This window comes from Streptomyces sp. SAJ15, assembly GCF_007595705.1.
In the GTDB taxonomy this organism is placed as follows: Bacteria; Actinomycetota; Actinomycetes; order Streptomycetales; family Streptomycetaceae; genus Streptomyces.
The window spans coordinates 76,716-100,237 of record NZ_NISY01000019.1 but is presented as its reverse complement, the minus strand read 5'-3'; the positions used below and the strand labels follow the sequence as shown (position 1 = coordinate 100,237).

General features: G+C 69.6%; 20 protein-coding genes and 3 CRISPR repeat arrays. Of the genes, 3 read left to right on the top strand and 17 right to left on the bottom strand.

Annotated features, from left to right (window positions below; all coding sequences use genetic code 11):
* Positions 1-915 precede the first annotated feature (915 nt).
* Entirely contained in the window at positions 916-1,146 is a 231-nt protein-coding gene (locus CD790_RS31395; RefSeq protein WP_144386771.1) for a hypothetical protein, read from the top strand.
* Between the two features lie 3 nt (positions 1,147-1,149).
* Positions 1,150-2,055 carry a helix-turn-helix transcriptional regulator gene (locus CD790_RS31390; RefSeq protein WP_144386770.1) on the top strand — a complete coding sequence of 302 codons (906 nt, stop codon included), beginning with the start codon at positions 1,150-1,152 and terminating at the stop codon, positions 2,053-2,055.
* Here the strand turns inward: CD790_RS31390 and CD790_RS31385 are convergent.
* Positions 2,016-2,360: a hypothetical protein gene (locus tag CD790_RS31385; protein ID WP_260868038.1), complete on the bottom strand. Its 345-nt coding sequence runs from the start codon at positions 2,358-2,360 to the stop codon at positions 2,016-2,018. The two genes, CD790_RS31390 and CD790_RS31385, sit on opposite strands and share 40 nt — an antisense overlap.
* Positions 2,361-2,644: 284 nt before the next feature.
* Here CD790_RS31385 and CD790_RS31380 point away from each other — a divergent pair, with 284 nt between their 5' ends.
* The gene (locus tag CD790_RS31380) at positions 2,645-2,869 is read left to right on the top strand and encodes a hypothetical protein (RefSeq protein ID WP_144386769.1); all 225 of its coding nucleotides are present in this window, start codon (positions 2,645-2,647) and stop codon (positions 2,867-2,869) included.
* A gap of 118 nt (positions 2,870-2,987) precedes the next feature.
* On the opposite strand, the gene CD790_RS31375 is transcribed toward CD790_RS31380, so the two are convergent.
* From CD790_RS31375 to CD790_RS31300, 16 genes are all read right to left on the bottom strand, one after another.
* Positions 2,988-3,734 carry a hypothetical protein gene (locus CD790_RS31375; RefSeq protein WP_144386768.1) on the bottom strand — a complete coding sequence of 249 codons (747 nt, stop codon included), beginning with the start codon at positions 3,732-3,734 and terminating at the stop codon, positions 2,988-2,990.
* Entirely contained in the window at positions 3,715-4,284 is a 570-nt protein-coding gene (locus CD790_RS31370) for an RNA polymerase sigma factor (RefSeq protein WP_260868037.1), read from the bottom strand. The genes CD790_RS31375 and CD790_RS31370 overlap by 20 nt, the downstream gene beginning before the upstream one ends.
* Before the next feature lie 1,111 nt (positions 4,285-5,395).
* On the bottom strand, positions 5,396-5,770 hold the full coding sequence (locus tag CD790_RS31365) for a PIN domain-containing protein (RefSeq protein ID WP_186319328.1): 375 nt from the start codon (positions 5,768-5,770) through the stop codon (positions 5,396-5,398).
* Positions 5,767-6,021, bottom strand: a complete 255-nt coding sequence (locus CD790_RS31360) for a hypothetical protein (RefSeq protein WP_144386767.1) — start codon at positions 6,019-6,021, stop codon at positions 5,767-5,769. Before CD790_RS31360 ends, CD790_RS31365 begins: the two co-directional genes overlap by 4 nt.
* 243 nt (positions 6,022-6,264) lie before the next feature.
* A CRISPR array of direct repeats spans positions 6,265-7,820; the repeat unit is 28 nt; unit sequence GAACCATCCCCGCGGGCGCGGGGCCGAC.
* Between the two features lie 18 nt (positions 7,821-7,838).
* The gene (gene cas2e / locus CD790_RS31355) at positions 7,839-8,147 is read right to left on the bottom strand and encodes a type I-E CRISPR-associated endoribonuclease Cas2e (protein WP_144386766.1); all 309 of its coding nucleotides are present in this window, start codon (positions 8,145-8,147) and stop codon (positions 7,839-7,841) included.
* Positions 8,144-9,151: a type I-E CRISPR-associated endonuclease Cas1e gene (gene cas1e / locus CD790_RS31350; protein ID WP_144386765.1), complete on the bottom strand. Its 1,008-nt coding sequence runs from the start codon at positions 9,149-9,151 to the stop codon at positions 8,144-8,146. The genes cas2e and cas1e overlap by 4 nt, the downstream gene beginning before the upstream one ends.
* A gap of 6 nt (positions 9,152-9,157) precedes the next feature.
* Complete coding sequence (gene cas6e, locus CD790_RS31345; protein ID WP_186319342.1) at positions 9,158-9,907, bottom strand: type I-E CRISPR-associated protein Cas6/Cse3/CasE; 750 nt, start codon at positions 9,905-9,907, stop codon at positions 9,158-9,160.
* A 5-nt stretch (positions 9,908-9,912) separates the two neighbouring features.
* Entirely contained in the window at positions 9,913-10,716 is an 804-nt protein-coding gene (gene cas5e / locus CD790_RS31340) for a type I-E CRISPR-associated protein Cas5/CasD (protein WP_260868036.1), read from the bottom strand.
* On the bottom strand, positions 10,713-11,867 hold the full coding sequence (gene cas7e / locus CD790_RS31335) for a type I-E CRISPR-associated protein Cas7/Cse4/CasC (protein ID WP_144386763.1): 1,155 nt from the start codon (positions 11,865-11,867) through the stop codon (positions 10,713-10,715). The genes cas5e and cas7e overlap by 4 nt, the downstream gene beginning before the upstream one ends.
* A 66-nt stretch (positions 11,868-11,933) precedes the next feature.
* Entirely contained in the window at positions 11,934-12,530 is a 597-nt protein-coding gene (gene casB / locus CD790_RS31330) for a type I-E CRISPR-associated protein Cse2/CasB (RefSeq protein WP_144386762.1), read from the bottom strand.
* Positions 12,523-14,280, bottom strand: coding sequence for a type I-E CRISPR-associated protein Cse1/CasA (casA, locus tag CD790_RS31325; RefSeq protein WP_144386761.1), 1,758 nt, complete (start codon positions 14,278-14,280; stop codon positions 12,523-12,525). Before casA ends, casB begins: the two co-directional genes overlap by 8 nt.
* Positions 14,281-14,522: 242 nt before the next feature.
* Positions 14,523-17,429 (bottom strand): CRISPR-associated helicase Cas3', encoded by a 2,907-nt coding sequence (cas3, locus tag CD790_RS31320; RefSeq protein WP_144386760.1) that lies wholly within the window; start codon positions 17,427-17,429, stop codon positions 14,523-14,525.
* A 227-nt stretch (positions 17,430-17,656) separates the two neighbouring features.
* A CRISPR array of direct repeats spans positions 17,657-18,660; the repeat unit is 28 nt; unit sequence GAACCATCCCTGCGCCCGCGGGGCCGAC.
* Positions 18,661-18,745: 85 nt separating this feature from the next.
* Positions 18,746-19,408: direct repeats of the CRISPR family, unit length 28 nt; unit sequence GGATCATCCCCGCGGGCGCGGGGCCGAC.
* Positions 19,409-19,504: 96 nt separating this feature from the next.
* Positions 19,505-19,690: a hypothetical protein gene (locus CD790_RS31315; protein WP_144386759.1), complete on the bottom strand. Its 186-nt coding sequence runs from the start codon at positions 19,688-19,690 to the stop codon at positions 19,505-19,507.
* Between the two features lie 227 nt (positions 19,691-19,917).
* Positions 19,918-20,625 carry a hypothetical protein gene (locus CD790_RS31310; RefSeq protein ID WP_144386758.1) on the bottom strand — a complete coding sequence of 236 codons (708 nt, stop codon included), beginning with the start codon at positions 20,623-20,625 and terminating at the stop codon, positions 19,918-19,920.
* Positions 20,626-20,961: 336 nt separating this feature from the next.
* Positions 20,962-21,489, bottom strand: coding sequence for a DUF721 domain-containing protein (locus tag CD790_RS36415; protein WP_260868035.1), 528 nt, complete (start codon positions 21,487-21,489; stop codon positions 20,962-20,964).
* Between the two features lie 326 nt (positions 21,490-21,815).
* Complete coding sequence (locus CD790_RS31300; protein WP_260868039.1) at positions 21,816-23,324, bottom strand: helix-turn-helix domain-containing protein; 1,509 nt, start codon at positions 23,322-23,324, stop codon at positions 21,816-21,818.
* Positions 23,325-23,522 lie beyond the last annotated feature (198 nt).

The following is a 23,522-nucleotide window of genomic DNA, read 5'->3' as shown; positions in this document are numbered from 1 at the left end:
CCGGCGCCAGCGGGCTTGCCGCAGAACGGAGCCACTTCACGCGCCCTGGGCCGGGCATGGTCGCAACTCTCCGTGACCGGTACCGCCAGGTGGCACAACTTTCCAGACCGGCCAGGCGGTCAGCCGCTCACTCGCGTGATGCCCGCGGCCAGGCTTCCCCGACTCTCATGGGTGCGGAGCCATGGGCGTTTTCGGCACGACGTCTCCTGAGCCGACACGGTTCCTGGCCCCCGCGGACCGGTGCATCCCGGTGGACGGGAAGGAGTACCGGGCAGTTCACACATGGCGGCATCCGTCCGCGCTGCGCCGCGCTTCCCTGCGTCGGGTGCCGGGCGGCCGCCGCGGCGGCCCTTTCCCTTGGGACGACCCGGCCGGCGCCTAGGGAGCCAGGGAGCCAGCGGCTCCCTGACGTGGACAAAAGGGCCTCGCCTCGAGAGCAGGCGGTGGGTGTGCCCAGCTGCCGGTAGGGGCGGCTGGGCACACCATGGCCCTGGGCGAGCGTGGCACGCCGGCCCGGTGCGGTGGCCCTCGCGGCAACGTGGCCGACCGCAGTGGTGGTCCCGTTTCGTGGTTGGAGCCACAGAGGATGGGTCCCACTGGCCAAGTGCTCAGAGCGCTTGGCCAATCCCGAGAATCACGGCCTGCCAGGGGGTGTGCAACCGCGATTGGGACCAGATTGCGGAATCGCCTCCGCGCTGTGCCGCGTGACCTGGGACGGGGCCGTTCCCAGCCCGACGCATCGCGCGTCCCCAGCGTGAGATGACGCTGCGGCTATCAGCCCGTTCGAGGGGCTACTGGTGCGGTGTAGGTCTTGGCGTGCGCGAACATCGATGCGTGCCGCCTATTCGGGCGACGGCAACCGCCCCTGGCGCACACCTGGTTGGAGCCACAGAACCTCGTCGAAAGGGTCCCCTGATGTCCGAACAGACCCCGGGCCAGCGTCACGCCGCATGTGTGGAGGCCGGTGAACCCCCGCTCACCAGGACGGACCTGACGGTCATCGTCATCGTCTTGGTCCTGGCCGTCGCGCTCGCCCTCACCGGAATGCCGAGCCTGTCCGTCTTCGTGCTCCTGGCCGAGGCCACCAGCACCGGGTGCCGCCTGGCACGACGCCTGCGTGCCCGCACCGCGACCACGGCGAGCTGACCCATGGGGCGCCGAGAGAACCCCATAGCACCGTGTGGCAAAGCGCTCCGGGCCCTGGCCCGGTGGCTGCGGGACCGCCGCGCGACCGCCCGGCTCAGCTACACCGAGCTCGCCCAACGCACCACCGCCTTGGCGCTGCCCGACGGCGGCTCCGCCGGCTGCAGCGCGGACACCCTGGCCCGGGCCGTCTCCGGCCAAGGCGTGCCGCGGCTGCGAACCGTCATCGCCTACGCCGCCGCCTGCGGTGCCGACCGAGCCGAAGCCGAACGCCTGTGGAAGCGCGCCCGCTACGAGGCGACCCTCCCCGCCCGGCAGGCCGAGCAGCCCGCACCGCACATCACCTACGTCCGCGACTTCGCCGAGCTGCGCAGCGCCCTGCTGGACCTCTACCGCAAGGACGGCTCCCGGCCGTACGAGGAACTGGAGCGGGCCAGCGCCGGCGTGCTGGCCCACTCCACGGTCGCCCGCGTCATCAACGGATCGGCGGCGCGCCCGGCCCGCGAGTTCGTCATGGCCTTTGCCCAGGCCTGCGGCGTGCGGGGCGGCCTCGCCCTCGAGGCGTGGGGCCAGGCGTGGGACCGCGCGGAGGAGCGACGCTTGGGCCGCCGACCGCCCGCACCTCGCAGGAAGGCCCCCGCCGGCGCCCGGTACATGGACCGCCAGCGGAACCCAGACGGCCAGGAAGTCTGGGTCGTGAACGGTCGCTTCAACAACGACGAGACGCTGCTGCAGCTCAAGCAGCAGTGGGAGACCGGCGGGTCCACGCTCTCCCGAAGAGAGCTCGACACGGCCCGGAACGTCGCCCGTCGACGCCACGCGGCCCGTGCACTGGTCTGGATGGAAGGTCGGCGAGAACAGGCTACGGCGATTCACCGGGAACTGGTCGAAGCGCGGCTCCTGATGTCGTAGGCGAGCAGGCCGGAGCGGCTGAGGACGTCGAGCTGAACGTGGTGCTCGATGCCGAGGCGCCACGCCTCGCGCAGCGCGTGACGGGCCTGGTTCCGGGCGGCGCGTCCGGTCGTAGCGGTGGAGCGGGTTTCGGGCAACGCCGCGAGCTCTCGGCTCGCCTGCTCCAGGCGCTCCATCAGCGCGGCGGCCTGCTCGGCGTCCGGGGCCGGCGGGGCCAGGTGGAGCTCGGGAGCGGCCACGCCGCGGCGCAGCTGCTCCATGCGTTCGGGGAGCGGGGACCAGCCGGGTTCGCCCGCGAGCTCCACGTTCACCTTGGCGACCGCCGCAGTGTAGGCGGGGCAGTGGCCAGTGGTGGCGAGTGCCCCTTCAAGTAGGCACCGACTGTACGCCCGAAGGCGGTGAATCCAAAGGGCCCTCGCCGCTATTCCCCGGCACCCGCCGGCCGGGACGTCCCGCCGCGCCGCTTGAGGCCGACGCGGCTGACACCAGGTCCTGACGATCGTGGGCTAACTGATCGTTTCAGAATGAGTTGAGCTGCGGGTCTTGCACTCGCCGATCTTGGTCGGCAGGGTCCGGGTGCGTACTGATCTTGTTCCGGACGACCTGTGGGAGCGGGTGGCTGCTCCCACCCGCTCCCGAACGACGCCGCCGGCATCCCGGGCCCAAAGCACCGGCCGAACCGGTCTACCAGGCCCTGAGCGCCGTCAACATCGCCCCGGCCACCGCCCGCATCACCGCAGCCGACCTCATCGTCATCCACCGCGACCAGCGCATGTACGAATGGGAGTCCTACGCCCACGCACCCATGCGGTGACAACACGAGGATGGAACCGCCAACACGGCCGCAGACAGCACGGCTGGAACGTCGTCGGGCTGGGCCGGGGGGCCCGTACAAGCGGGCGCCAGGCACTCGGTGCGTGGCGCCCGGCGTGTCAGCGGGTGGCTGCGAGCTGTTCGATGCGTTCGGCGAATCCGTCGGTGGGCATGGGGAGGTCGACGTCGTCGAGGTATTCAATGGCGGTGGGGACGTACCGGACGACGGCCTCGGCGGCTTCGGGAAGCATGGTCACCCGGACGGTGGCCGTGGGCTCCTTGCCCTCCATCCCGAGCTCCATGTAGTGCATCGTCACCCCGTGCTCGGCCAGCCCCCACAGATGCCGATCGGGGACCATCTGGGCATGCCACCAGTCGGCTTCCATCGCTTCGCCGAGGGCTAGGTGGTGGAGGTAGAGGCAGTAGGCGGCGATGATGTGCCCGGCGCCGGCGGCGTACTGCCACCAGAAGCGGGCGCTGTCCTCCCGCCCGGCCAGTTGCAGTACGCAGCCCAGGACCGCGGCGCCTTCCGGCTCGGGGATCCGGCCGATGAAGGAGGACAGGTGGTGCAGCGCGCCCTCGTCGCCGACTAGGGCGCGGCAGACGGCGCGGAGGGCGCCGGCCGCGTCCTCCACCAGCTTCTCGTCCGGCTGCCATCCGTCGCTGCGCTGCTGGGGTGCCTTGGGCAGTGCGATCTGCGCGCGGGCGGGCTCCATGTAGTCGTCGAGGGAGAGTGCGCCGTGGACCAGGCGGTTGGCGACGCGGGCTGCGAGTCTGTCCTCGGCCGCGGCCATCTGCTCGCGGGTGTAGGCGCGGGGCTGAAGCCGGGCCTTGGCCAACAGCCGGTCAATCGGTGAGGTGCTCATCGTGGCTTCCTTCCTGCTCATCCACCCCAAGGACTTGCCGGAGACGGCGTCTGGCGTGACGGACGGACGATCGGACCCCGGCGGGGGTGATCCCGAGGATCCGAGCGGTGGTGGCGGTGTCGTATCCGATGCTGTACCGCAGCACGATGACGTCGCGCTGCCGCTCGGGCAGGCCGTTGATCGCCCGGTAGACGCTCAGCGACGTCTCCAACTCGCCGATCGGGTCGACGGCGGTGTTCACGGCGATGGTGTCGAAGGCGGCGAAGTCCGTCACGACGGGGCGGCGGCCGCGGGCACGGGCGAGGTCGATGGTGCGGTGCTTGACGACCTTCCACGCGTACGCTTCGGGCACCGGCTGCGCCAGCACGGTCTGCCATCGCATGGCGAGTTGCTCGAAGGCCGCGTCGACGGCCTCCTCGGCATCCGCGAAGGAGCCGAGGTGGAGCTCGGCCCAGTTCACGTAAGCGGTGCGGTAGAGCTCGTGGAACGCGCGGAAGTCGGTCGGGAGGGCGACCACGCCGGGCGGGCGGCTGAGATGGTCCTGGGTCACCGGTCGCCCTCCCTCTGGCGCGCACGGCGGCTGCGGGCGAGTTCGACGGCTCCCACACGCACCGAGGCCGCGGCGAACCGCCGGAGCAGTATGCGTACATCACCGCCGAAGGTGCGTGCTACGACCAGCGCCATTGCCAGGTCGCGCACGAGGTGTACATTCACGGCCTTTCGGCCCCTCTCCGTTGTCTCCACTCGGCGCTGCCCCGGCCAGCTCCGGAAGGGCTGTTGCGCCCTCACCTGTAAGGCGTTCGCCGACCGGCAAGTGTGCATGAGGCAACAGGAAAATCTTTACATACAGCTACTAGGCAGTTACAGTACGTTCGAATCTAGGTTCAGGGGTAGCGCGAAGACGGGATTCTGCCGCGCGGAGGCCATGTGCACAGACGTCGCAGGTATCGGCCTCCCGGTGGCCGCGGAGTTCGGCGGCCTCGCGGGTGGTGACGAGGGTGTGGTCGCCGCGGACCTGCCAGCAGTGTCAGCTGGCGGCCGTCCGGACCGACGCCGGGTACACCGCGGCGCTGGCCGCACTCCAGCGTGGAGTTCTCGACACTGGTGTCCTCCACGTAGCAAGAGTGGTTGGCGAGGACGGCCGCGGCGTAGGGCAGGGGTATACCGCCGTGCTCGACGGCCCACCCCCAGACGGCCAGGGCCTCGATCAGCGGGGGCGGGGCGGTCGGACGTAGTTCGGGGAGCAGCCGTGGCCGAGAAACGGGTCCCTCACCCTCCCAAGGCACGGGGGTCTGGTGCTGGGGGGCTATAGGGGATTTGGTGTGCCTCGTAGTGTTCTTTGATCATTCGTTCAAGCTGTTGATTTTCGTCGGTGTTGCCTGGCCAGGAGACCGGGTCGGGCTTCGCGGTGATGAGACGTTTGATGGCGCGAACGAAGGTCTCCGCTACGAGCAGGACGACGGCTCCCGCGGTGTTGTTCGTTTGTTGCGAACGAAGCCAACCCAGGGGCGCCCGCCGCAGGAGGTGCCGAAGGATGCGCCACCAGATCGGCCAGGGAGGTGACGGACGACCGCCCAGGCTCGCCAAGAGACTCGTAGATCCCGAACTCGTCCCTGGCCGCACGGCTGGCATTGAGAACAGGCCTTCGCCCAGTGCGTGGGTCAGGCGGGGTTCAGCGGAGTGATGCCGGTGCCGGCGTACAGCTCCGGTTCCAGCGACAGGACCGTGAGCGGCTCTCCCGCCTTGGCCGCGTGCCAGGCGATCGCAGCCGCGTGAGCCACCGGCCAGTCCACCCTTCTCCACTCCATCGCATCCACCGCGTGCGCGGCGGTGAACGGAACGTGCTCCGCGAACCGCAGGGACGCCGCGTGCTTGCCCGCTCCAGCGACCTGCCGCTCGGCGGCGAGGATGGAAAGAGACGGGATGATGACGCGGCCGGTGCCGCGCGAGGCCTCGATGTAGAGACCGGTGAAGAAAGGGTCCGCGCGATACAGGGCGACCAGAGCGGTGTGGTCCAAGACGGCTGTCAGGTTCACGCGGCGGCGCCGCCCTGATGGGCGCGGATCTTCGCCCAGGCATCCTGACCAACCTGCTGCACCTGCGCGGTGTACTCGATACCGAGCTCACGGGCCGCCTCGAGGGCACGCTGCTCCCGCTCGGCTTCCGTGAGCTCACGGGAAGCGAGCTCCTCCAGCAGCTCGGTGATGGTGGTGCCGCGCTCCTCGGCGAGGACACGCAGCCGGTCGCGCACTTCCTCGCTGGTCTTGATGCTCGTCGGCTTACTCATACCACCGATTCTACCGCCGGTAGAACCTCGGGGAAGGTCGTCCGCTCTGTCGTTCCCAGCGCGCGGCGACAAGCCCAGACATCTCGGATGCGAGGGCCGGCCACTGCTCCCGCGGCGCGACCCGGAGGCCCGGCAGCGCCCCGATCCGGCTCGCGCCCGTCCCGTCGGACCGTGGGACCGGCCGCGGTTTCTGCTTCGCCTGCTGGCCGCCGCCGCTCGACGACGCGGACAGGCCCTCACGCTGAACCATCCCCGCGGGCGCAGGGCCGACGCGTTGAAGGGGAGTGAGGTGTTTCCGTAGGTGGAACCATCCCCGCGGGCGCGGGGCCGACCAGGTCCATGCGTATGACGCCGCGGATACCGCGGAACCATCCCTGCGGGCGCGGGGCCGACGAGCCGACCCGGACCTCCGGGCCGCCGTCGGCGGAACCATCCCCGCGGGCGCGGGGCCGACCAGGACCGTGCCCCCGCCACCGGCTCCGCTTCCGGAACCATCCCCGCGGGCGCGGGGCCGACTACCACCTCATGGGTGACTCTCCGTATGTGCGGGAACCATCCCCGCGGGCGCGGGGCCGACCGGCAGCCCTTCACACTGACCACCCTCACCTGGGAACCATCCCCGCGGGCGCGAGGCCGACAACTGCTGCCGAATCTTGGTAAGAGTCTTGCCAGAACCATCCCCGCGGGCGCGGGGCCGACGGCCCAATCCATGTGGACGGCCCTTTCTCGGTGGAACCATCCCCGCGGGCGCGGGGCCGACAGGCTGGAAATCGCTGGTGCGTGACCGAACCCGGAACCATCCCCGCGGGCGCGGGGCCGACCACGTATGAACATGCGGCCCCCTCAAATCACCTGGAACCATCCCCGCGGGCGCGGGGCCGACCCAGGCCGCCGTTGGACTTGACCCACTCCTCAGGAACCATCCCCGCGGGCGCGGGGCCGACAGCAGTTGCCCGGCGGTCGGGCGTCGGTGCAGGGAACCATCCCCGCGGGCGCGGGGCCGACGTGACCAGCCACTGGATCAGCCTGGGCATCCTGGAACCATCCCCGCGGGCGCGGGGCCGACAGACGCGAGCGCTGCCAGGACCGCCGCGTTCAGGAACCATCCCCGCGGGCGCGGGGCCGACGCCTGGGAGACGTACATCGGCCGTGTGCTGGCGGAACCATCCCCGCGGGCGCGGGGCCGACGAGCTAGCGGCGCCCGACACAGACGTGTTGCCGGAACCATCCCCGCGGGCGCGGGGCCGACATCAAGTGCCGCGACAAGATGAAGGCCGGACAGGAACCATCCCCGCGGGCGCGGGGCCGACTGTGCGCCGTGCGGTGAGTTGGACGGCACCGTGGAACCATCCCCGCGGGCGCGGGGCCGACGCCCAGTTCGCCCGCTGCACTGACGCCATGGTGGAACCATCCCCGCGGGCGCGGGGCCGACCCGCTTTTCCGTCCGCTCCAAGTTCCAATCCGAGAACCATCCCCGCGGGCGCGGGGCCGACTTCCAGACCCACCGGGGCACGATCGGGGCGGGGGAACCATCCCCGCGGGCGCGGGGCCGACGAATTCCACTTCTTCCACGAAGAAAAGGAAGCTGAACCATCCCCGCGGGCGCGGGGCCGACCAATACTCACGAAGATTCGTGTTGGGAAACTGAAGAACCATCCCCGCGGGCGCGGGGCCGACGCGGAATGGCTGTATCAGGCAGCGAAGAAGCAGGAACCATCCCCGCGGGCGCGGGGCCGACTCCGTCCAGTTGCCGTCAACGAACTTCCGGTGAGAACCATCCCCGCGGGCGCGGGGCCGACACTTATTGACCTGCGGTTTCATCTGGCGATACGGCTGTTTTGCTTCGGTTGGGTTCGTGGGCGCGCTGAGAGGATGAGGCCGTCGAAGTCGACGGGGTGCCAGCGGTCGCGGCCGGCGGTGCGTACGGCCCAGCCTTGTTCGTTGGCTGCGGGTTCTACGAGGACCGCTTGGCCGTCGCCGATACGAGTGGCGAGGAGGCCCCAGAGTCGGTCGCGGATGCGGCGGTTGGGGTTGCCGACGAAGACGCCGGCGTGTACTTCGACCATCCAGCGGGTGAGGTGTCCTCGCAGCCCTTCGGGTGCGGCGATGAGGATGATGACGGTCATCGTTCGGTCTCGGTTGCTTCGGTCTGGGGCCCGATGACGGCGATGTGGTTGTCGGTCATCCGGTGTGTGGAGAGGTCGCCGTCGCGTGACCAGTTGGTGCCGCCGGGTACGACGCCGAGGTGTTCGTCCCAGAGCTGATTGGTTTCGGTTTCCTCGAAGTCTTTGTCTTTGGGCGTTAGGAGTGTCTTGATGTCGGTGACGATGCAGTGGAGGAGTTTGTCGCGGGCGATGAGTTCTCGCAGGCCGAGGCGTGCATCGCGTTCTTCGGTGAGGCCCTTTGCGGCCAGGTCGAATGCCAGGGGGATCGTGTACTGGGCTTTGTAGAGGTCTGCGATGTCAAAGACGAAGGATGTGGCCAGTCCGGTGTGGACGAAGCCGAGTCCGGGGCTTGCGCCGAGGCCGGTGATAGCGGCGTGGCAAATGCCGTAGAGTGCGGCGTTCGCTGCGGACAGCAGGCGGTTGAGATCATCTCCGGCTGCGTGTGGATCGCCGGGTTTGTAGACGCGGCCGTTCCAGGGGATTCCCGTTCGCCGGGCGTGCTCGCGGTAGATTCTGCGGACGCGACTGCCTTCTCGGCCGCGGAGTTGCTGCATGGTCAGGCCGGTGATGTCTTCGCCGGGGAAGCGCATGGCGTACATAGCGCGTGCAACGGCGAGTCGCTCCTTGGGGCGGGTGACGAGCCAGGCTTGCTGGTGAAGGAGGCCTGTGCCGCGGCTGGGGCCGAGGCCGGCAGCGTACATGCGTACGCCTTGCTCGCCGACCCAGCACACCGCGGTGCCGGAGTCGGCGAGCAGGCGCATGGCTCCGTGGGTGACGCGGGTGCCGGGGCCAAGGAGCATGACAGCCACCATGGCGGCCGGCACCCGGACCGTTTGTTGCTTGTTGATGATGACGACGGCGTTCTCGTCGCGGTCCAGGTGGCTGCGCTCGACGTAGACGCTGGAGACGCGGTCCGTGAGGCGGTGCAGGTCCTGCGGGTCGGCCTTCCACCAGATGTCCGGCACCGCTGGTCACGCCTTCGTGGGGAGTGGTGCGAGCGTGAGAAGGCCGCATCCGTAAGCCTTCGAGGGGCCGATTCCGGTGAGGAGGCGTTCTGCGAACACGGTGGGATCGGTGATCTTGAGGCGGCCTTCGAAGGTGGCGGAGTGCATGACCACGCGGACGTCTTTGGGGACAGGGCCTTTCCCGAAGGAGCTGCGACGTCGAGCGATGATCCTCACGTCGTGCGGTGGCGTGCCGTGGTCGTCGTGGGTGTCGGCGAGTCCAGTAGCTGGGGGTACCTGGAAGCCCCAGCTGGGGGTGCGGGTGAGGAACCAGTTCAGCTGGGCGGCGGCGGTGCGGTGGCCGAGGCGGAAGCTGCGGCGCTCTCCGTTGTTGATGCGTTCGGTCTGCCGAGCGGTGGGCTTTTGAGGTCGGTTGGTGTTCTGCACGGGGCTCGCGGTCAGGCGGAACGCGTACTCCCGGCCCAGGGCAAGTTGGTCCAGGAGTGGGCTGTAGTCGCGCAGGGCGTAGTGGTCGCCGTCCGCTTCGGGCCATCCTGCCTGTTCGACGAGGTGTGTCCAGTCGGGCTTGGAGTGGGTGAGGACGTACAGCTGGGGGCGGTGGGGGTTGTCCGCGTCAAGGCGCCACAGGGTGCGTTCCTGGCCGGGCAGGCCCGGCAGGCCGCCTTGGACGGCTGCGTGCATGGCGCGGGGACTGGCGAGGAGCTTGCGGCTCTCGGCGCGCAGCGGGTTGATGCGGATGCGGGAGAGGAAGGGCATGTCGGTCACCAGCCCAGGAGGGCGAACGGGTCGTGGCCGGTCTCGGCTTGCGGTGGGAGATCGGGGTCGGGGGTGAGTCCGGTGGGGGCACTGAGGTAGGTGTGGCGGACGCGTCGGGTGGTGAAGGTCCGGTTCCGTGGGTCGAAGGAGACGGGTACGTCGTCACGGACGTCGTCGCCGACCGGGTCCTCGAGGGTGGCGGACAGGTCGATGTGCGCGGCGTTGCCGTGGGATCGGCCCCAGCGGGCGCGAGCTTGTGGGGGCGCTTGCCAAGGCTCGGTGCGCAGAGCGTTCTCCAGGTCTCCGTCGTGCAGCCCTAGGAGGAGGGGTTGGGTGGGGACGCAGGAGCGGCGTCCGAGCGCGAGCGGGTATGCCGGGCGCCGCAGGGCTTGCTCCAGGGTGGTGATGAGCGCTTCATCACCTGCTACGGCGGCGAGGAAGACGGCGTCCTGCAGGTAGAAGCGCTGGGTGACGTGGGTGTATTTGGCGGGTGAGGTCGGCTTCTGCAGGCCCTTGGCGTTGACCGCTGCCGAAGGCAGTGGGCGGCCGCGGTAGTCGCTGACTGTGTGGTAGTCGCGCAGCAGGCTGCCGGGCTGGTCGACGCGGATGCCCAGGGAGAGGCCGGCCAGATCGTCTACCGCGGCATGGCGGGGGCGGCCGGCCGCAGCGGCGAGCAGGCCGACGATGCCGGACTTGGTGGGCTCCGGCCGGGTCTCGCGATGGTTGAAGGCGCTACGGTCACCCCAGGATTGCAGGGGCCCGGCGAGCCGCAGCAGCAGCACGAGCTGTGCCTGGCGGTCGGAGGTCACGCGCTCTCCCCCACGGTGTTGGCGACCTGCTCACGCAGGCCGGCCAGCAGTGCGGGGAAGGTGACGGGGTCGCCGAAGGCCTGGGCGAGAGCTTCAGCGGTGTCCTTGGTCCCAGGGTCGTCGGCGGTGAAGGTGTGGCTGGCCGCGGTGTACAGCGGAGCGTCGCCCCACATGCCGGTGGCAGTGCTGTGCTCCTGGGCCAGGCGGCGGGCGGAAGCAGCGGCGATACCGGATTCCGCCGGGATCGGTTCTTCGAAGGCAGAGACCAGATTCACCGGCTGATCGGTACGCACCACGACCGCCACCAGGCTCGGCCGCGTTCGATGCGCGAAGGAGTTCTGGTAGCCGGTCGGTGCCGAACGGGCGAAGCTGTCGACGAAACCGCCCAGTGCCTGCAAGGCGGCCTCGGTGTCCCCGCCAAGGTTGTCGGTCAGCTGCTGGAAGCCGACGGTGGCGTACCGGTAGAGGGTGGCGGAATTGAAACCGATCGTGCCGATCATCCCCGCCCCCGTCTCCTCCTTCTCATTCTCGTCATCCACTGCGGTGAAATAGTCGAACTCCAGCTGCGCCTCATGGGTGGACAGCGCGTGGGCGACTTGGACGGCGGCATCGACGTTGAGCGCAGGGATATCAGCGACCATGCGCCCGAACAGGGCAACACCGACGGGATGCCCGGTCTTGAACTGCTCCGCGACAGGGAGGTCCGTGACTGCCTCAGCGAGGCCTTTGTCATCGAGTGCGGCCAGCTCCGCCACGCTGTCGTCGACCAGCGCTGCGACCTCATCGAGCTGAGAGTTGCCATAGAACAACAGGTACGCGGTGTCGCCGGCCTTCCTGCCCTGGCTCAGGCCCAGCTGCGCGAGCAGGGCATCAGCGACACGCCCAGCGGCTTCCTGCTCCAGACCCGTGGTGGAGGTGATGCGCCCGGCCAGCTCGGCGGCGATCCGCTTGGTACGCGTGGCACGGTCAGGCGTGGCGGCGCGCTCGTCGAAATGCAGGCGGGTGGCGCGCTTCCACGCCTGGGAGGAGACACGCGAGCGGCGCACTCCCCCGTACACGGCTTCCTTCGGGTTGCCCTGGTCGTCGCGGTTGAGGTTGGCCGGAGGGACGGTCTGGACGACATGGACGTCGATGTACGCACGAACGGTCAACGGGTACTCCTGGTGAAGAAAATTCAGTGGGTGGCGTGAGCGTGCGGCCCGGGGGCACGCTCCAGGTCAGGTCTTGTCCCGGCCGGCCTGTGTCCAGCCGTGGTAGTCCATGCCCCAGCGGCGGCGGACCCGCGATCGCGACTCGGCATGGCGCCAAGCGAAGAGGTCGTCGGCCAGCTTGTCGTAGTCCAACGGCTGGTCGATTCCCTTCAGCTGGGTGACCAAGCCGCGCAGCCTCATCTGCAACGCAGCCGTAGAAGTTGCCGAGAAGGCCTGCTGAAACCGCGCATCGACCGCCTCGGGACTGGAACGGTCGTGACGGCGCAGCGCCCCCATCGCCCGGCCAAGACTGACTCCGCCCCGGTGCATCGGACGGTCCTTGCTCTGCTGATGCAACCCATACAGGGCCAGCGCCGCATGCTCGGCTCCCTGCTCCGCAGACATCTCGCCACGCCGGGCGGCGTAATCGTCGACAGGGCAGGTGTAGAACGCGAACATCTCCAGCACATCGCCCGCGGGCCTGCCAAGCCCACGACGCAGCACAGCCAAGTCCTCCCCCGGAGGTCGCCGCGCCGCGGGACTACCGTCCTTGCGGCGCCACGTGCCGTCGGTCGCAATGTATCGGTGCCAGATTCTGCGGTGCTTGTACGTCTCGTCAGACATGATCGTCCCCGGGCAGGTCATCCGGGTCGGCCAGACCCGGAAGGTCGGAAGGCTGGTCACCGGCGGCGTGGGCTGCGGCGGCGCGGTGAAGAATCTCGGCGAGACGGCGGCGGAAGAATCGCTCCGCCAGGGACGCCCGATAGGTGCGCTCCGGCTTCCCCTCACCCTGCTGGATGCGTCTGCCGGCATACGCGCTCACCGGAACGGCCTGGACAAGCCGATCGGCAACCTCCCAGCTGCGCCGCCAGGCCAGCTGTTCCCATGCCAGCTGCCCCGCCTCGACTCGCTCGATGTCGTCGCCGACCCCGCGCAGACCGGTCAGCAGTCTGCGTACCAAAGGGTCGAGTGCGTGCAGCACGAGTTCGCCGGGACGCTGGCCCTTGTCCCAAGGGATCGGGTCTGCTCCCACGGCGCGTCGTAGGTCGGCGGCGAGGTTGTTCACGGCCATCGCCAGCTGTTCGGCCTGTTCGGCGACCTCCAGGACCGCGGCATGGACGCAGGTATCCGTGCCGAGCGCGGCAAGAGGCAGGGGCAGCGCGTCGTGCATTACATCGTCGACGATGGAGGACTGCGTGCCATACGCCATGCCGGTCAGCTCGACCCGCAGCGGGTAGCCTCCTCCGACGTCTTCCCACAGCGCGCCCATCTTGTCCAGCAGCTCGCTGGTGGCGAATCCGGCGGTGTCTTCTCCGGCTTCTCGCGTCGCCCGTTCCGGCGCCAGCAGGGCATCGAGGCCGCGCCAGGCAGCCTTGCCGGGCTGCATGCGCACAGGGCGGCGGGGCGGACCGGCGGGCTTTTTCTGCTTGGCGCCGGGCCGGCCACCGGTCGCCTCAAGGCGCCACATGGTGTGTGGTTCGAACTCCGGCGTATGAGGCATCCTGTCCCCGGCCGCGACCAGAACACGCGTGACGCGCAGACCCTCGGGTCTGTGTTCCGGGAAGAGTCGGATGCGGCGCGCTTGCCATGTCCACAGGTCAAGCAGGCCCTTGGGGGTGCGTTCTTGCCACGCGGCTGTGGCCGCGGACAGCGTGTCCTCGACCGGGCCCTGCTGTGCGCGGCGCCGCCACTGCGGCAGATCGTCGGACCGCAGGGGTGGCCCGTAGGGGATGTTGAGCAGGAGCGTCTCGTAGAGAGTCTTGCCCACGGGCAGGGTGACGCCGAGCTGGCCGAGCGGACCGGTGGGATTGCCCGTCGTCTTGCCGGCCGTGACACGAGGATCACCGACCGCGCCGGTCTTGATGGCCGCGGTGTCCCAGCAGTGGGTGTGCAGCAGCCAGTGCGCCGCCTGCGCGGGCGTCAGCTCCAGGACATCACCCTCGCTCCGCGAAGCGAACAACGGCACGTTGTTCCCCGTCGCGGCGGTCGCAACGATCAAACCGGCGCCCTTGGTCTCGCCCTTCGCAGTCCGCAGGTCACCCACCTGGCCGAATGGCTGCTCGGGATGGAAGAGATCAAAAAGGCCACGGTGCTCGTCAAGGTACGACGACAGGCAGTCCCTCTGCTCCGCAGACCACCGGCCGGCCTCGAACCAACGGATCCATTCACGGTCGCTGCCAGGACGCCCCAAAGCGTCGACCACGACCGGCAGCAGTAGCTGACGTAGCAGTGCAGGCTTCTGCGTCGGCAAGTCGACTCCCAAGTCGCCCCACGCATGGGCGTCCAGCACCGCCTCACGCATCGAGCAGTCCCGCGTGGGCCCACCTTCAGCAGGCGACAACCTCAGCCACGGGCTGTCAGGCAGCAGAAACAACGGCCCACCTTCTTTTCAGGGAACCTTCTACGTCTAACCTCACGCTAGTGACGCGGAGCGCCCGCTGCCACACGTTCTCCACAATCAGGTGCGACAATCCCGCACTGGCCCCGCACACGACCGGACACCGGCGCGGGGATGGCCCGCTTCTACGTCTGCGACGTATCCAGGGCTTCCAGTCGGCCCCGCGGCCCGCGGGGAAAAAGGACGCCGCCGGGCACACCACCCGGCGGCTCCCCCCTTCACCCCTCCGCCAGCTCCTCACACAACCCGAGCTCCTCGTCGTAGCGCACCACCCACCGACCAACCCGGGCACTGCGTGATGCGTCCAGCACCAAAGCCCGGCTGTGACGCAGCCAGGGATGCCCCAGCCAACCAGGCAACGGCCTCAAGGCCACCGCCTCATCAGTCAGCTTGGCCGGCAAGCGCACCGTGCTCCCCAACACTTCCTCAAGCAGGCCAGGGGCCACATCACCGTTGACTGTCAAAGCACGACCAGACAACGTCCGATAGGGCTCACCCTCCGCCGCCTGGACCACCAGGACGACCTCCAGCGACTCATCACCATCGCGCACCGCAGCCCGCAGCCTCTCCTCGTCGCCGCCGACCGAGGCACCGCCGTAGTGCAAGCCGGCCAGCGTAGGGCTCTCGTGCTCCCCAAGCCGCGTGAGAAGGAAATCCTGGGCAGACTCAGCTCTGGCACGGTCGACAGCGAACTGCTCCTCACGGGCCTGCCTCCCAGCCTCCGCCCAAGAACCGGGCAACAGCTCAGCCCCATCGCCATACACCCCCTCCACCAGGCCAGGGACACAGCCCGGCACCGACCAGCGAGTCTCCCCGCCGACAAGCGCCGCCGCAGTCCTCAAAAGCAGGTGACGGCCATAGATCCGCTCACTCGCGTACAGGAACTCCGGCTCTCGGTCCGCGCGAGTCCGAAGGCCGGTGACGAAGACACGCGGCTGCTGCAGGCTGCCGGGCCGCCAAGTGCCGGCATGACGGTGCAGGCGTCCGATTCGCTGGAGCAGCAAGTCGACCGGGGCGAGATCGGTGATCAGCAGATCGGCGTCGACGTCGAAGGACTGCTCCGCCAACTGAGTGGCCACAACCACGAGACGGCCCCCCTTCCGGACCGCATCCTTGGGCCGGGAGGCTTCGGGGCCGAGAAGACGCAAGCACTCCTCGGTCAACTCGGCCCGACGCGCGACAGTGAAGCGACCATGCAGCAGCCGGACCTCCGCCTCACCGAACCGCCGCTGCACCTCGGCATACAAACTCTGCGCACGAGCGACCGTATTACGGACAACCAGCGCCGTCCCCCCATCGGCGAGCTGCTCCTCCAGCAAGTCAGCCACCGCGACATCCGCCACACCTTGCACTACTTTCCGCTCACCAGAAGACATCCCCGGCCTCGGTATGTCCTCCGGCACCACCACCACATCCACCGGCACATCACCGCGCCACCCATCAACCGCATCCACGTGGAAAGACGGCTCACCATCGCCACCGACCCACGCAGCCGTCACACTCGGATAGCCACCCGGCACGGGCACCTCGACGGCAAACTCCTCCCCCGACACCGTCCCCGCCAGATACGCCTGGACCAGCTTGCCCCGCTGCGCGGGCGCAAGGGTCGCGGACAGCACAACCACCGGAACCCTGGCCTGACCAAGCCAATGCAACGCCTCGAACAGGAACTGACTCATGTAAACGTCACACGCGTGCACCTCATCCAGCACGACGACCTTGCCCGCCAGGCCCGCCATGCGCAGCATCACGTGCCGAGTACGGGTAGCCGCGTACAACAACTGATCGACCGTACCGACAACAAACGGCGCCAACAGACCCCGCTTGCTGCCCAAAAACCACTCAGCCGGTGCCCGCCGACCACCGACGCCACCTCCCGGCGACGGCTCAAGCCCGTACGGGTCATCCTCACACCCGTACTCATCCACCCCCGCAAACAGGCCCTCGACATCACCTCCCTCCAGCAGGGACGCCCACTCCTTATTGAAGGCCCGCTTACCGTGCAACAACGCAACCTGAGAGGCAACATCAGAACCGAAGCTCTCCAACCAGCGACGCGTCCGGGTGAACATCGGATCACTCGTCGCCTGCGTCGGCATCCCCACAAACACCCCGTCCGCCCCGAAACGCGCCGCAAGAACCTCCGCCGCCCCCAGCGCAGCCTCCGTCTTCCCCTCCCCCATCGGAGCCTCAACCACCACAATCCCCGGCCCACCCATACACCGCGCCGCACCCATCACCATCGCCTGCGACGAACGCGGCACACACCCGAACCGCTCCCGGAAAACCTCCCCACCGGGCACCGCCAAAGCCCCCCAGCCACCACGCAACCCCAGCATGCTCCACGCCGAAGCAGCACGCTTCCTCGCCGACTCCAAACCGACCTGCGCCAGGTCATCCACACCCGGGAAATGGCGTTCATCGCTGGCAATCCAGTCAGCCATCACAACCAAACCACTCAGCTGCAGCTGCAGCGCCCTCGTAGGCAACACAGCCGGCCGCACCCCGTCCAACCCCGCGAAACCCAGCTCCCGCGTGAACACCTCAAGCACCGCACGCTGAACCTCGCGCCACAAACCTGTTCCGCGCAACTGTCCCTTCGCAGTAGGCGGCTCCTGCACATCACGCCACGTCGGGAACGCACCGTGATGCCCGGCAACCAGCGGCCACACCCAGTCCACATGCTCCGGACCCCAGCCAGCCGCCTCCAGACCCCGGCGAACCAGCAGCCCACCAGCCCAGTCATGCCGCCACCGCCGCTTCTTCGCACCAGCAGTCGCCGCAGACTCCAACCACGTCGCCCCAGCCCGACGCACCGCCTCCGCACCCTCAGCCCACAACCGCTGATGAGCCGGCGTCGCCTTCCCCCAGTCATGCACACCACACAGCCAAACAAACAACTCACGACCACGCCCGCGCCCCCCGGCAACCTCGTCCAGCGCATCGCGTGTCACAGCCCCGAGATAGTCATCCCATATCAACTCCGCGACGGCAGCCGTATCCAGCAGATGCGACACCAGCAGGTTCGTCCGCCCGCCAGCCCGCTCCTTCGACTTCCCCCACAGCGCACCGAGAACGGCCACAACCCCCCGCCCATACCGCTCACTGAGCCGTTCGACATCCATCGCATCTCCCAAGCCACGCAGTCTCCCGCGCAGCGTAGTGAGCACCACTGACAATCCCTCTCACCAGGGAAAACGCCGAAAGTCCGCGATACATGCGACCGCGCGTCGGCCCCGCGCCCGTGGGGATGGTCCCTCGTGCTCGGTCACGACGCGGGTCTCGACCCAGTCGGCCCCGCCTGCTGCGCAGGGCCGACTTGAGGCTGTGCGGGTAGCCGACCGGCACGCCGGGACCATCCACGCGCCCGCAGGGCCGACCGGACGGCAGCGCCGCGGCAAGGTCCCGGATGAGAACCATCCCCGCGCCCGCGGGGCCGACCATGTCCCGGTCCGGGTGGCGTGAGCCCCAGGAGAACCATCCCCGCGCCTGCGGGGCCGACCTGGTCATCGTCATCCAGAGCAGGGCCCAGCTGGAACCATCCCCGCGCCCGCGGGGCCGACGTAGTAGCCGTGGGGGGTGCCGCCTTTGGTGTGGAACCATCCCCGCGCCCGCGGGGCCGACGGGCCCGGAGCGGCGACTGGCCGTGTTCGCGAGGAACCATCCCCGCGCCCGCGGGGCCGACGCCATCGCCGCGCCGGTCATACGGCCGATGACGGAACCATCCCCGCGCCCGCGGGGCCGACCTGGAGATCAGTCCGGCGAGTGAGGCGAGGCCGGAACCATCCCTGCGCCCGCGGGGCCGACTCGTCGTCCAGGGCGACGGTCGCGTGGGTCAGAGAACCATCCCTGCGCCCGCGGGGCCGACCATCCCCGCGTCCGCAGGGCCCACCTCCTCCGCGAACCATCCCTGCGCCCGCGGGGCCGACAACGCAAGAACCTTCTTTGCGTCCCAAGCCTTCGAACCATCCCTGCGCCCGCGGGGCCGACGCCTGGTGGCCGCCGCCGATGTCCCCGGCCGCGGAACCATCCCTGCGCCCGCGGGGCCGACTGGCAAATCGTGGACCGAATCCAGAATCGGGAGGAACCATCCCTGCGCCCGCGGGGCCGACCGCCTGATCAGACGCCGATCCAGCGATATGCAGGAACCATCCCTGCGCCCGCGGGGCCGACGGGACCCGGAGCGAGTTAGTGCCTAATGTGACAGAACCATCCCTGCGCCCGCGGGGCCGACCTAACGTAGAAGCCATGCCGCGCGCAAAGTCTAGAACCATCCCTGCGCCCGCGGGGCCGACTGGGAAGCCGAAGAGTATCGGAATGTATACCTCGAACCATCCCTGCGCCCGCGGGGCCGACACTTCTTGACCTGGAACTCTACCGAGAAGTGCAGCCGTTCTCCTTCGGTCACTCAAGCAGCACAGGCTCCCTCGGACCATCGGCGGGGCACACCCCCGCAGGCGCGGGGCCGACACGAGCCGCTTCCCGAGCATCGTCACGTACTTGGGATCATCCCCGCGGGCGCGGGGCCGACCCGGACGAGCGACCGATCGTCGGCATCTCGAAGGGATCATCCCCGCGGGCGCGGGGCCGACTGCGCCAGCCCAGCTGCGCCCGTTTCATGCGGGGGATCATCCCCGCGGGCGCGGGGCCGACCTCCGGCACCGGGCCGCGTGCGGTTCAGCACTGGGATCATCCCCGCGAGCGCGGGGCCGACAGCTCATCTGTGGCACTCAGGACCCAAATCGAAGGATCATCCCCGCGGGCGCGGGGCCGACGGTGTAGCGGGTCTCCTCGGGCGTCTCGGAGAGGGATCATCCCCGCGGGCGCGGGGCCGACGGACGAAGGAAATTCCGGAGCGATACAACCCACGGGATCATCCCCGCGGGCGCGGGGCCGACGCCGCCTACCGCGCCGGAGCCACCGAGGAGGAGGGATCATCCCCGCGGGCGCGGGGCCGACGTGCGGACGTTGTGTCATTCGCGACGGATGGCAGGATCATCCCCGCGGGCGCGGGGCCGACACTTCTTAAGCTGGAACCTTACCGAGGAGTGCAGCCGTTTTCGTTCGGTTACATCGGCACGATCCTCTCAGGTGCGGGGCCGACCGGCAGTGCGGTCCCGGCCGCGAGGGATGGTCCCCGCCACTCGAACCCCGCCTCTGCGGGGCCCACCGGTCGATCACGTACACGTTGCCGTACCGGCTAGGAACATCCCCGCGTCCGCGGGGCCCACTCGCCCAGGTCTCCGTCATGGGCCAGCAGTTCGTTCAGTCCAGTCGTAGCGTCCTTGGTCGCCTTCTTGGAGTCCGGGATCACCATGAAGATGATCAGCGCCTCCATGGCGTTGAGGATGAGCGCGGCCCGCTCCATGGCCGGGTCGCCCTCCACAAAGGGCAGGGTGTGCCAGAGCTCTTGGAGGTCGTCGTACGCCTGGGCGGGCGGGCCGACGACCGCGTCGAGCTCGTCCAGTTCGAGATAAGTGACCTCTTGCCTGCTGTTCCCATGAGTCCCTTCCTCTCCGGAGGCGGCCGTGGATGTGCCTCGAGCCCAATGGCGGGATAGCGGCGCCGGGCGAACCTGCGCGTCTGGGCGTCGACAGCCCGACCTCGTGCTGTTCAGGTGCGGATCTGGTGTGGCAGTGCGCCCGCCCGGGACTGCTTCAAGTACCAGCTGATCTCGTTGGGGAGCTGGTCGGCGTAGCGCAGGAGCCGTTGCAGGGTGCCTTCGTACAGCGGGTCCGTGTGCGGGCGGTCGAAATCGGTGAGTCGCCCGGCCCACAGGGCAGCCGCTTCCGTTGGAACGTCGTCGCCGAGTTCGGCAGCACACTCGATGACGCCCTCGACCGCGCGGAGCAGCTCGAGGCGCTCTTCCTCGTGCCGGTCTCGGAACTCGGGCTCGCGTGCGATCAGCAGGTCGGCGCACGGGATCGACAAGGCATCGCGCAGTTGGCCGAGAGTCGGCTCCTCGCACAGCGCGGTCACCGCGGCCGCCGTCAGCGCGGGCCGGCCGCCCACGATGCGGTCCAGGATGCTGGTGCCGAGCACCGCGGCCGCGCTCGCGTAGCGGTAGGCGAGGAGCCCGACGCCGCGCTCGTAGCGGTCGGCCAGGCGGCCGAGCTGGAGGAGGGCGTCGGGGTGGTGGGTCAGGGTCTGGCCCTGGGTGTAGAGCTGAGCGTTCTCCTCCAGCCGGTAGGAGCGGTGGGTGAGGGCGAGCGCGGACTCGTACTCGTGCCGTAGGTCCTGCATCGTGACGTACAGGGCTCGCAGCGCCTCGATCTCGAGCGCGGTCAGCGGTGCGTCCTCGGTGAATGCCGGGAAATCCATGGGTGCTCTTTCTCCTCACGACGCTGTCGGGTGTCGCTGGCCATGGCAACGGTGTGTTCGTCCGGCGCTTGTGATCCGCATGGCGCTGCTCATGCGTCGCGCAGTGCTTCGAGTTCTGTCCGGGTCAGGGCGAAGGGCGGGGTGCGGCCTTTCCAGCCGTCTTCGGTGGCGTGGCGCACGAATGAGCCCCCTCACTTTGACGACTCCCCCTCCGTTGACCACCCGAGCCGAGTGCTCGGTGCCTCCCGGTTGTGTGGCCGTCACGCTACGCCGTGAACAGTGGCCTGTGCAGAACCTCTTGGCCGGCGGTCAGTGACGCGCTGCGGCGGGCAAGGGTCATGCGGTGCGGCCCAGCGGCTTCGGGCCTGGTGGGATACGGCCGGCGCGTTCGTCCGCGAGACGCTTGAGGGCCTGGGCGCGGCTGACGTCGGCTGGCGACGCTTGCCGCCGCGCGTGCTCGTTCAGTTGTGTCAGGGCGTTCTGGTCTTCGGCGAATGCTTCTTCGCGTTGCCGCAGCAGGGCCTTGGTCTGCCGCTCTACAGCGGCCGCGATGGCCGGGTCCACCTGGTGTACTGGCTTCGCCGCCAGATGCGCGGCGAGTGCTTGGTGGTAGCCCGCCGACGCCATCTCCCGTGTCCTCACCGGTGCCTGGGGTGCGGTCGCGGCTGCCATGACGGTGTCCTCCGTGCGGGGCGCCGGAGTCGTCGCGCCGATGGGCAGGACCCGGATGGTGTGGACTGCGTTGGCGCCGACGTTCTCGTTCGCCGCGGCGATGAGCCTGGTGGTGATGAGCCGCAGCTGGGTGGCGTACGCGGGTGAGTCGGGGCGCAGGTCCAGCTGCCCCGTTTCTGGGTGGAAGGCCACGGCCTGGACGTGGTCGGGCAGCTGTGGTGCGACGGCGGCCGCGATGTGGGCCAGCGGTCCAGCACCGTGCCGCCGGCCGCGGGGAGCTCCCAGGCCCGGTCGGCCATCAGCCCTTGGAGCACGGCAGCGAACCCTTTCGGGTCCCGGCCGTCACTGCGTACAACCCGCTTGCGGCGATGGCGCGGCCTGCGGGCCTCGGCGCCGCGTTTCTTCGCCGCCTCGCGGGCGGCGTGCAGCGCGACCCGGGCCAGATCGACGCCGGATGGCTCGGGCACGGCCGGGGCCGGCTGCGCGACGGGGGTGGTCACCTCGGTCATCCTTGCCTCCTACCGGCGTCCGATGGTCATCAGCGAGCTGCGGGCGCCACTGGCCAACTGCATGGCTCGCCGCACCAGGTCGGCGCCGTACAGGTACTCCGCGGCAGCTCGGCCCATGGAGTCGATCGCCACCGTGATCGGCGAGGTGTCGCCCAGCATCAGCCGGCCCCAGGCGTCCTGGCGGCTGGCCTCGATGTCCTGCCGGCTGAGGTCTTGCAGCCCGGACAGCTGCGGTAGCGCAGCCTCGGCAGCGGAGGACTGGGCGGCTTCACGGCCACCGTTGGCGATCTCCCGTACTTGGGCGAAGGCATGGTCGACCTGCCGATGCAAAGCCTGGCTGGCCGGGGGCTGCCAGTCGCTGTCGTAGCGTTCGCGGCGGGCGCGGACCTGCTCGATGCGGTAACGGCGGGCCGCCTCCTGGGCCCCGCGCCACTCCTCCACCGCCGTTGAACGCTTGGCCGGGGTGTCCAAGATCGTCTCCGCGCCCCGCAGCAGCGTGGCCAGCAGCCCGGAAGCCCGGCGGACCCGGGCGGCCTCGCCGCGGTAGTGCAGCCAGCCCTGGACGTCGACCACGGTCCAACCGGCATCAGCAATGTGCCGGGCCACCCAGGCGATCCGGGGCACCGAGCAGCCAGCGAGCCAGTCCAGCTCCTGGATCAGCTCACGCGCCAGCTGGTAGCGGCGACCAACGCGGTTGAGCCTCCGGCCGCCAGCCTTCGACTTCTTCGGGGTGGGGGACTTGCGCTCCCCGCGTGCGAGCTTGCTCTCAGAGGGGGATGAAGTAGAGCCCGCACCAGAAGTACCAGTAGAACCACCCCCCATTGGGGTGCAACGCGACTCGCCTGAAACACCGGTTACACCGGCCCCGTCAGCACCGCCCCGGGCGCCCTTCGCCGGGCCCTTCGAGGACGTCTTCGAGCGCGGCTTGCGCACCTTCCGTGATGCCTTCTTCGCCAGCCTCGCCATCAGTTCCCGACCCGCCTCCGCGATGCCGGTCATCGTGCGCGTGTACGCCGGAGCGTCCTCATCCCGCTGCACCGTGCGGACCCCCAGCGCGACGTCGAACTCCACCGGGATCATCCGCGCGAACTCCGACGCCTGCGCCGACTCACCGCGCACCCGGGTGCCCCGCACGATGTACGCGAGCAGCCCGGCCTCCCGCAGCATCCCCAGGTGGTACTCCACCGACCGCTCCGACAGCCCGGTGCGCCGCACCAGGTACTCGATCCCCGGGCGGCACGGGGACAGGGCGGCGAGCTCCTGGGCCGCGCGCACGGTCGTCACGCCGAACGAACGCGGCCCGTGCGACCGGTGCCGCCGCGGCTCGTACAGCCCGGACCCGGCGACCCAGTGGACCGCCTGCATCCAGGAGTAGCCGTCCAGCGCGACCCGCCCCGACGACGTCGACAGCCACTGCATCGCCTCCGGCACGAACAGGCCGGGCAGCACGGCGACCGCGTCAGCGTCGTCGATGGCCGGGCGCGGAGCGGGCAGCATCACGGCGGCCGGCGCCGCCATGGCGCTCACCGGGCCGCCTGGACATGCAGAACAGAGATCATCCCGGCAGCCTTGCGCGGACTGCCTGTGGACAGAGCACGAGCAGCGGCGAGACCCCCAGGCGTTCCCGCCCGGCGGGCAGAAGCTTCGGATCGCGTCCCGCCCCACGGGACGGAGCTCCGGAGCACCGCGGCGGCCGGCGCCGCCGGGAGGACAGGG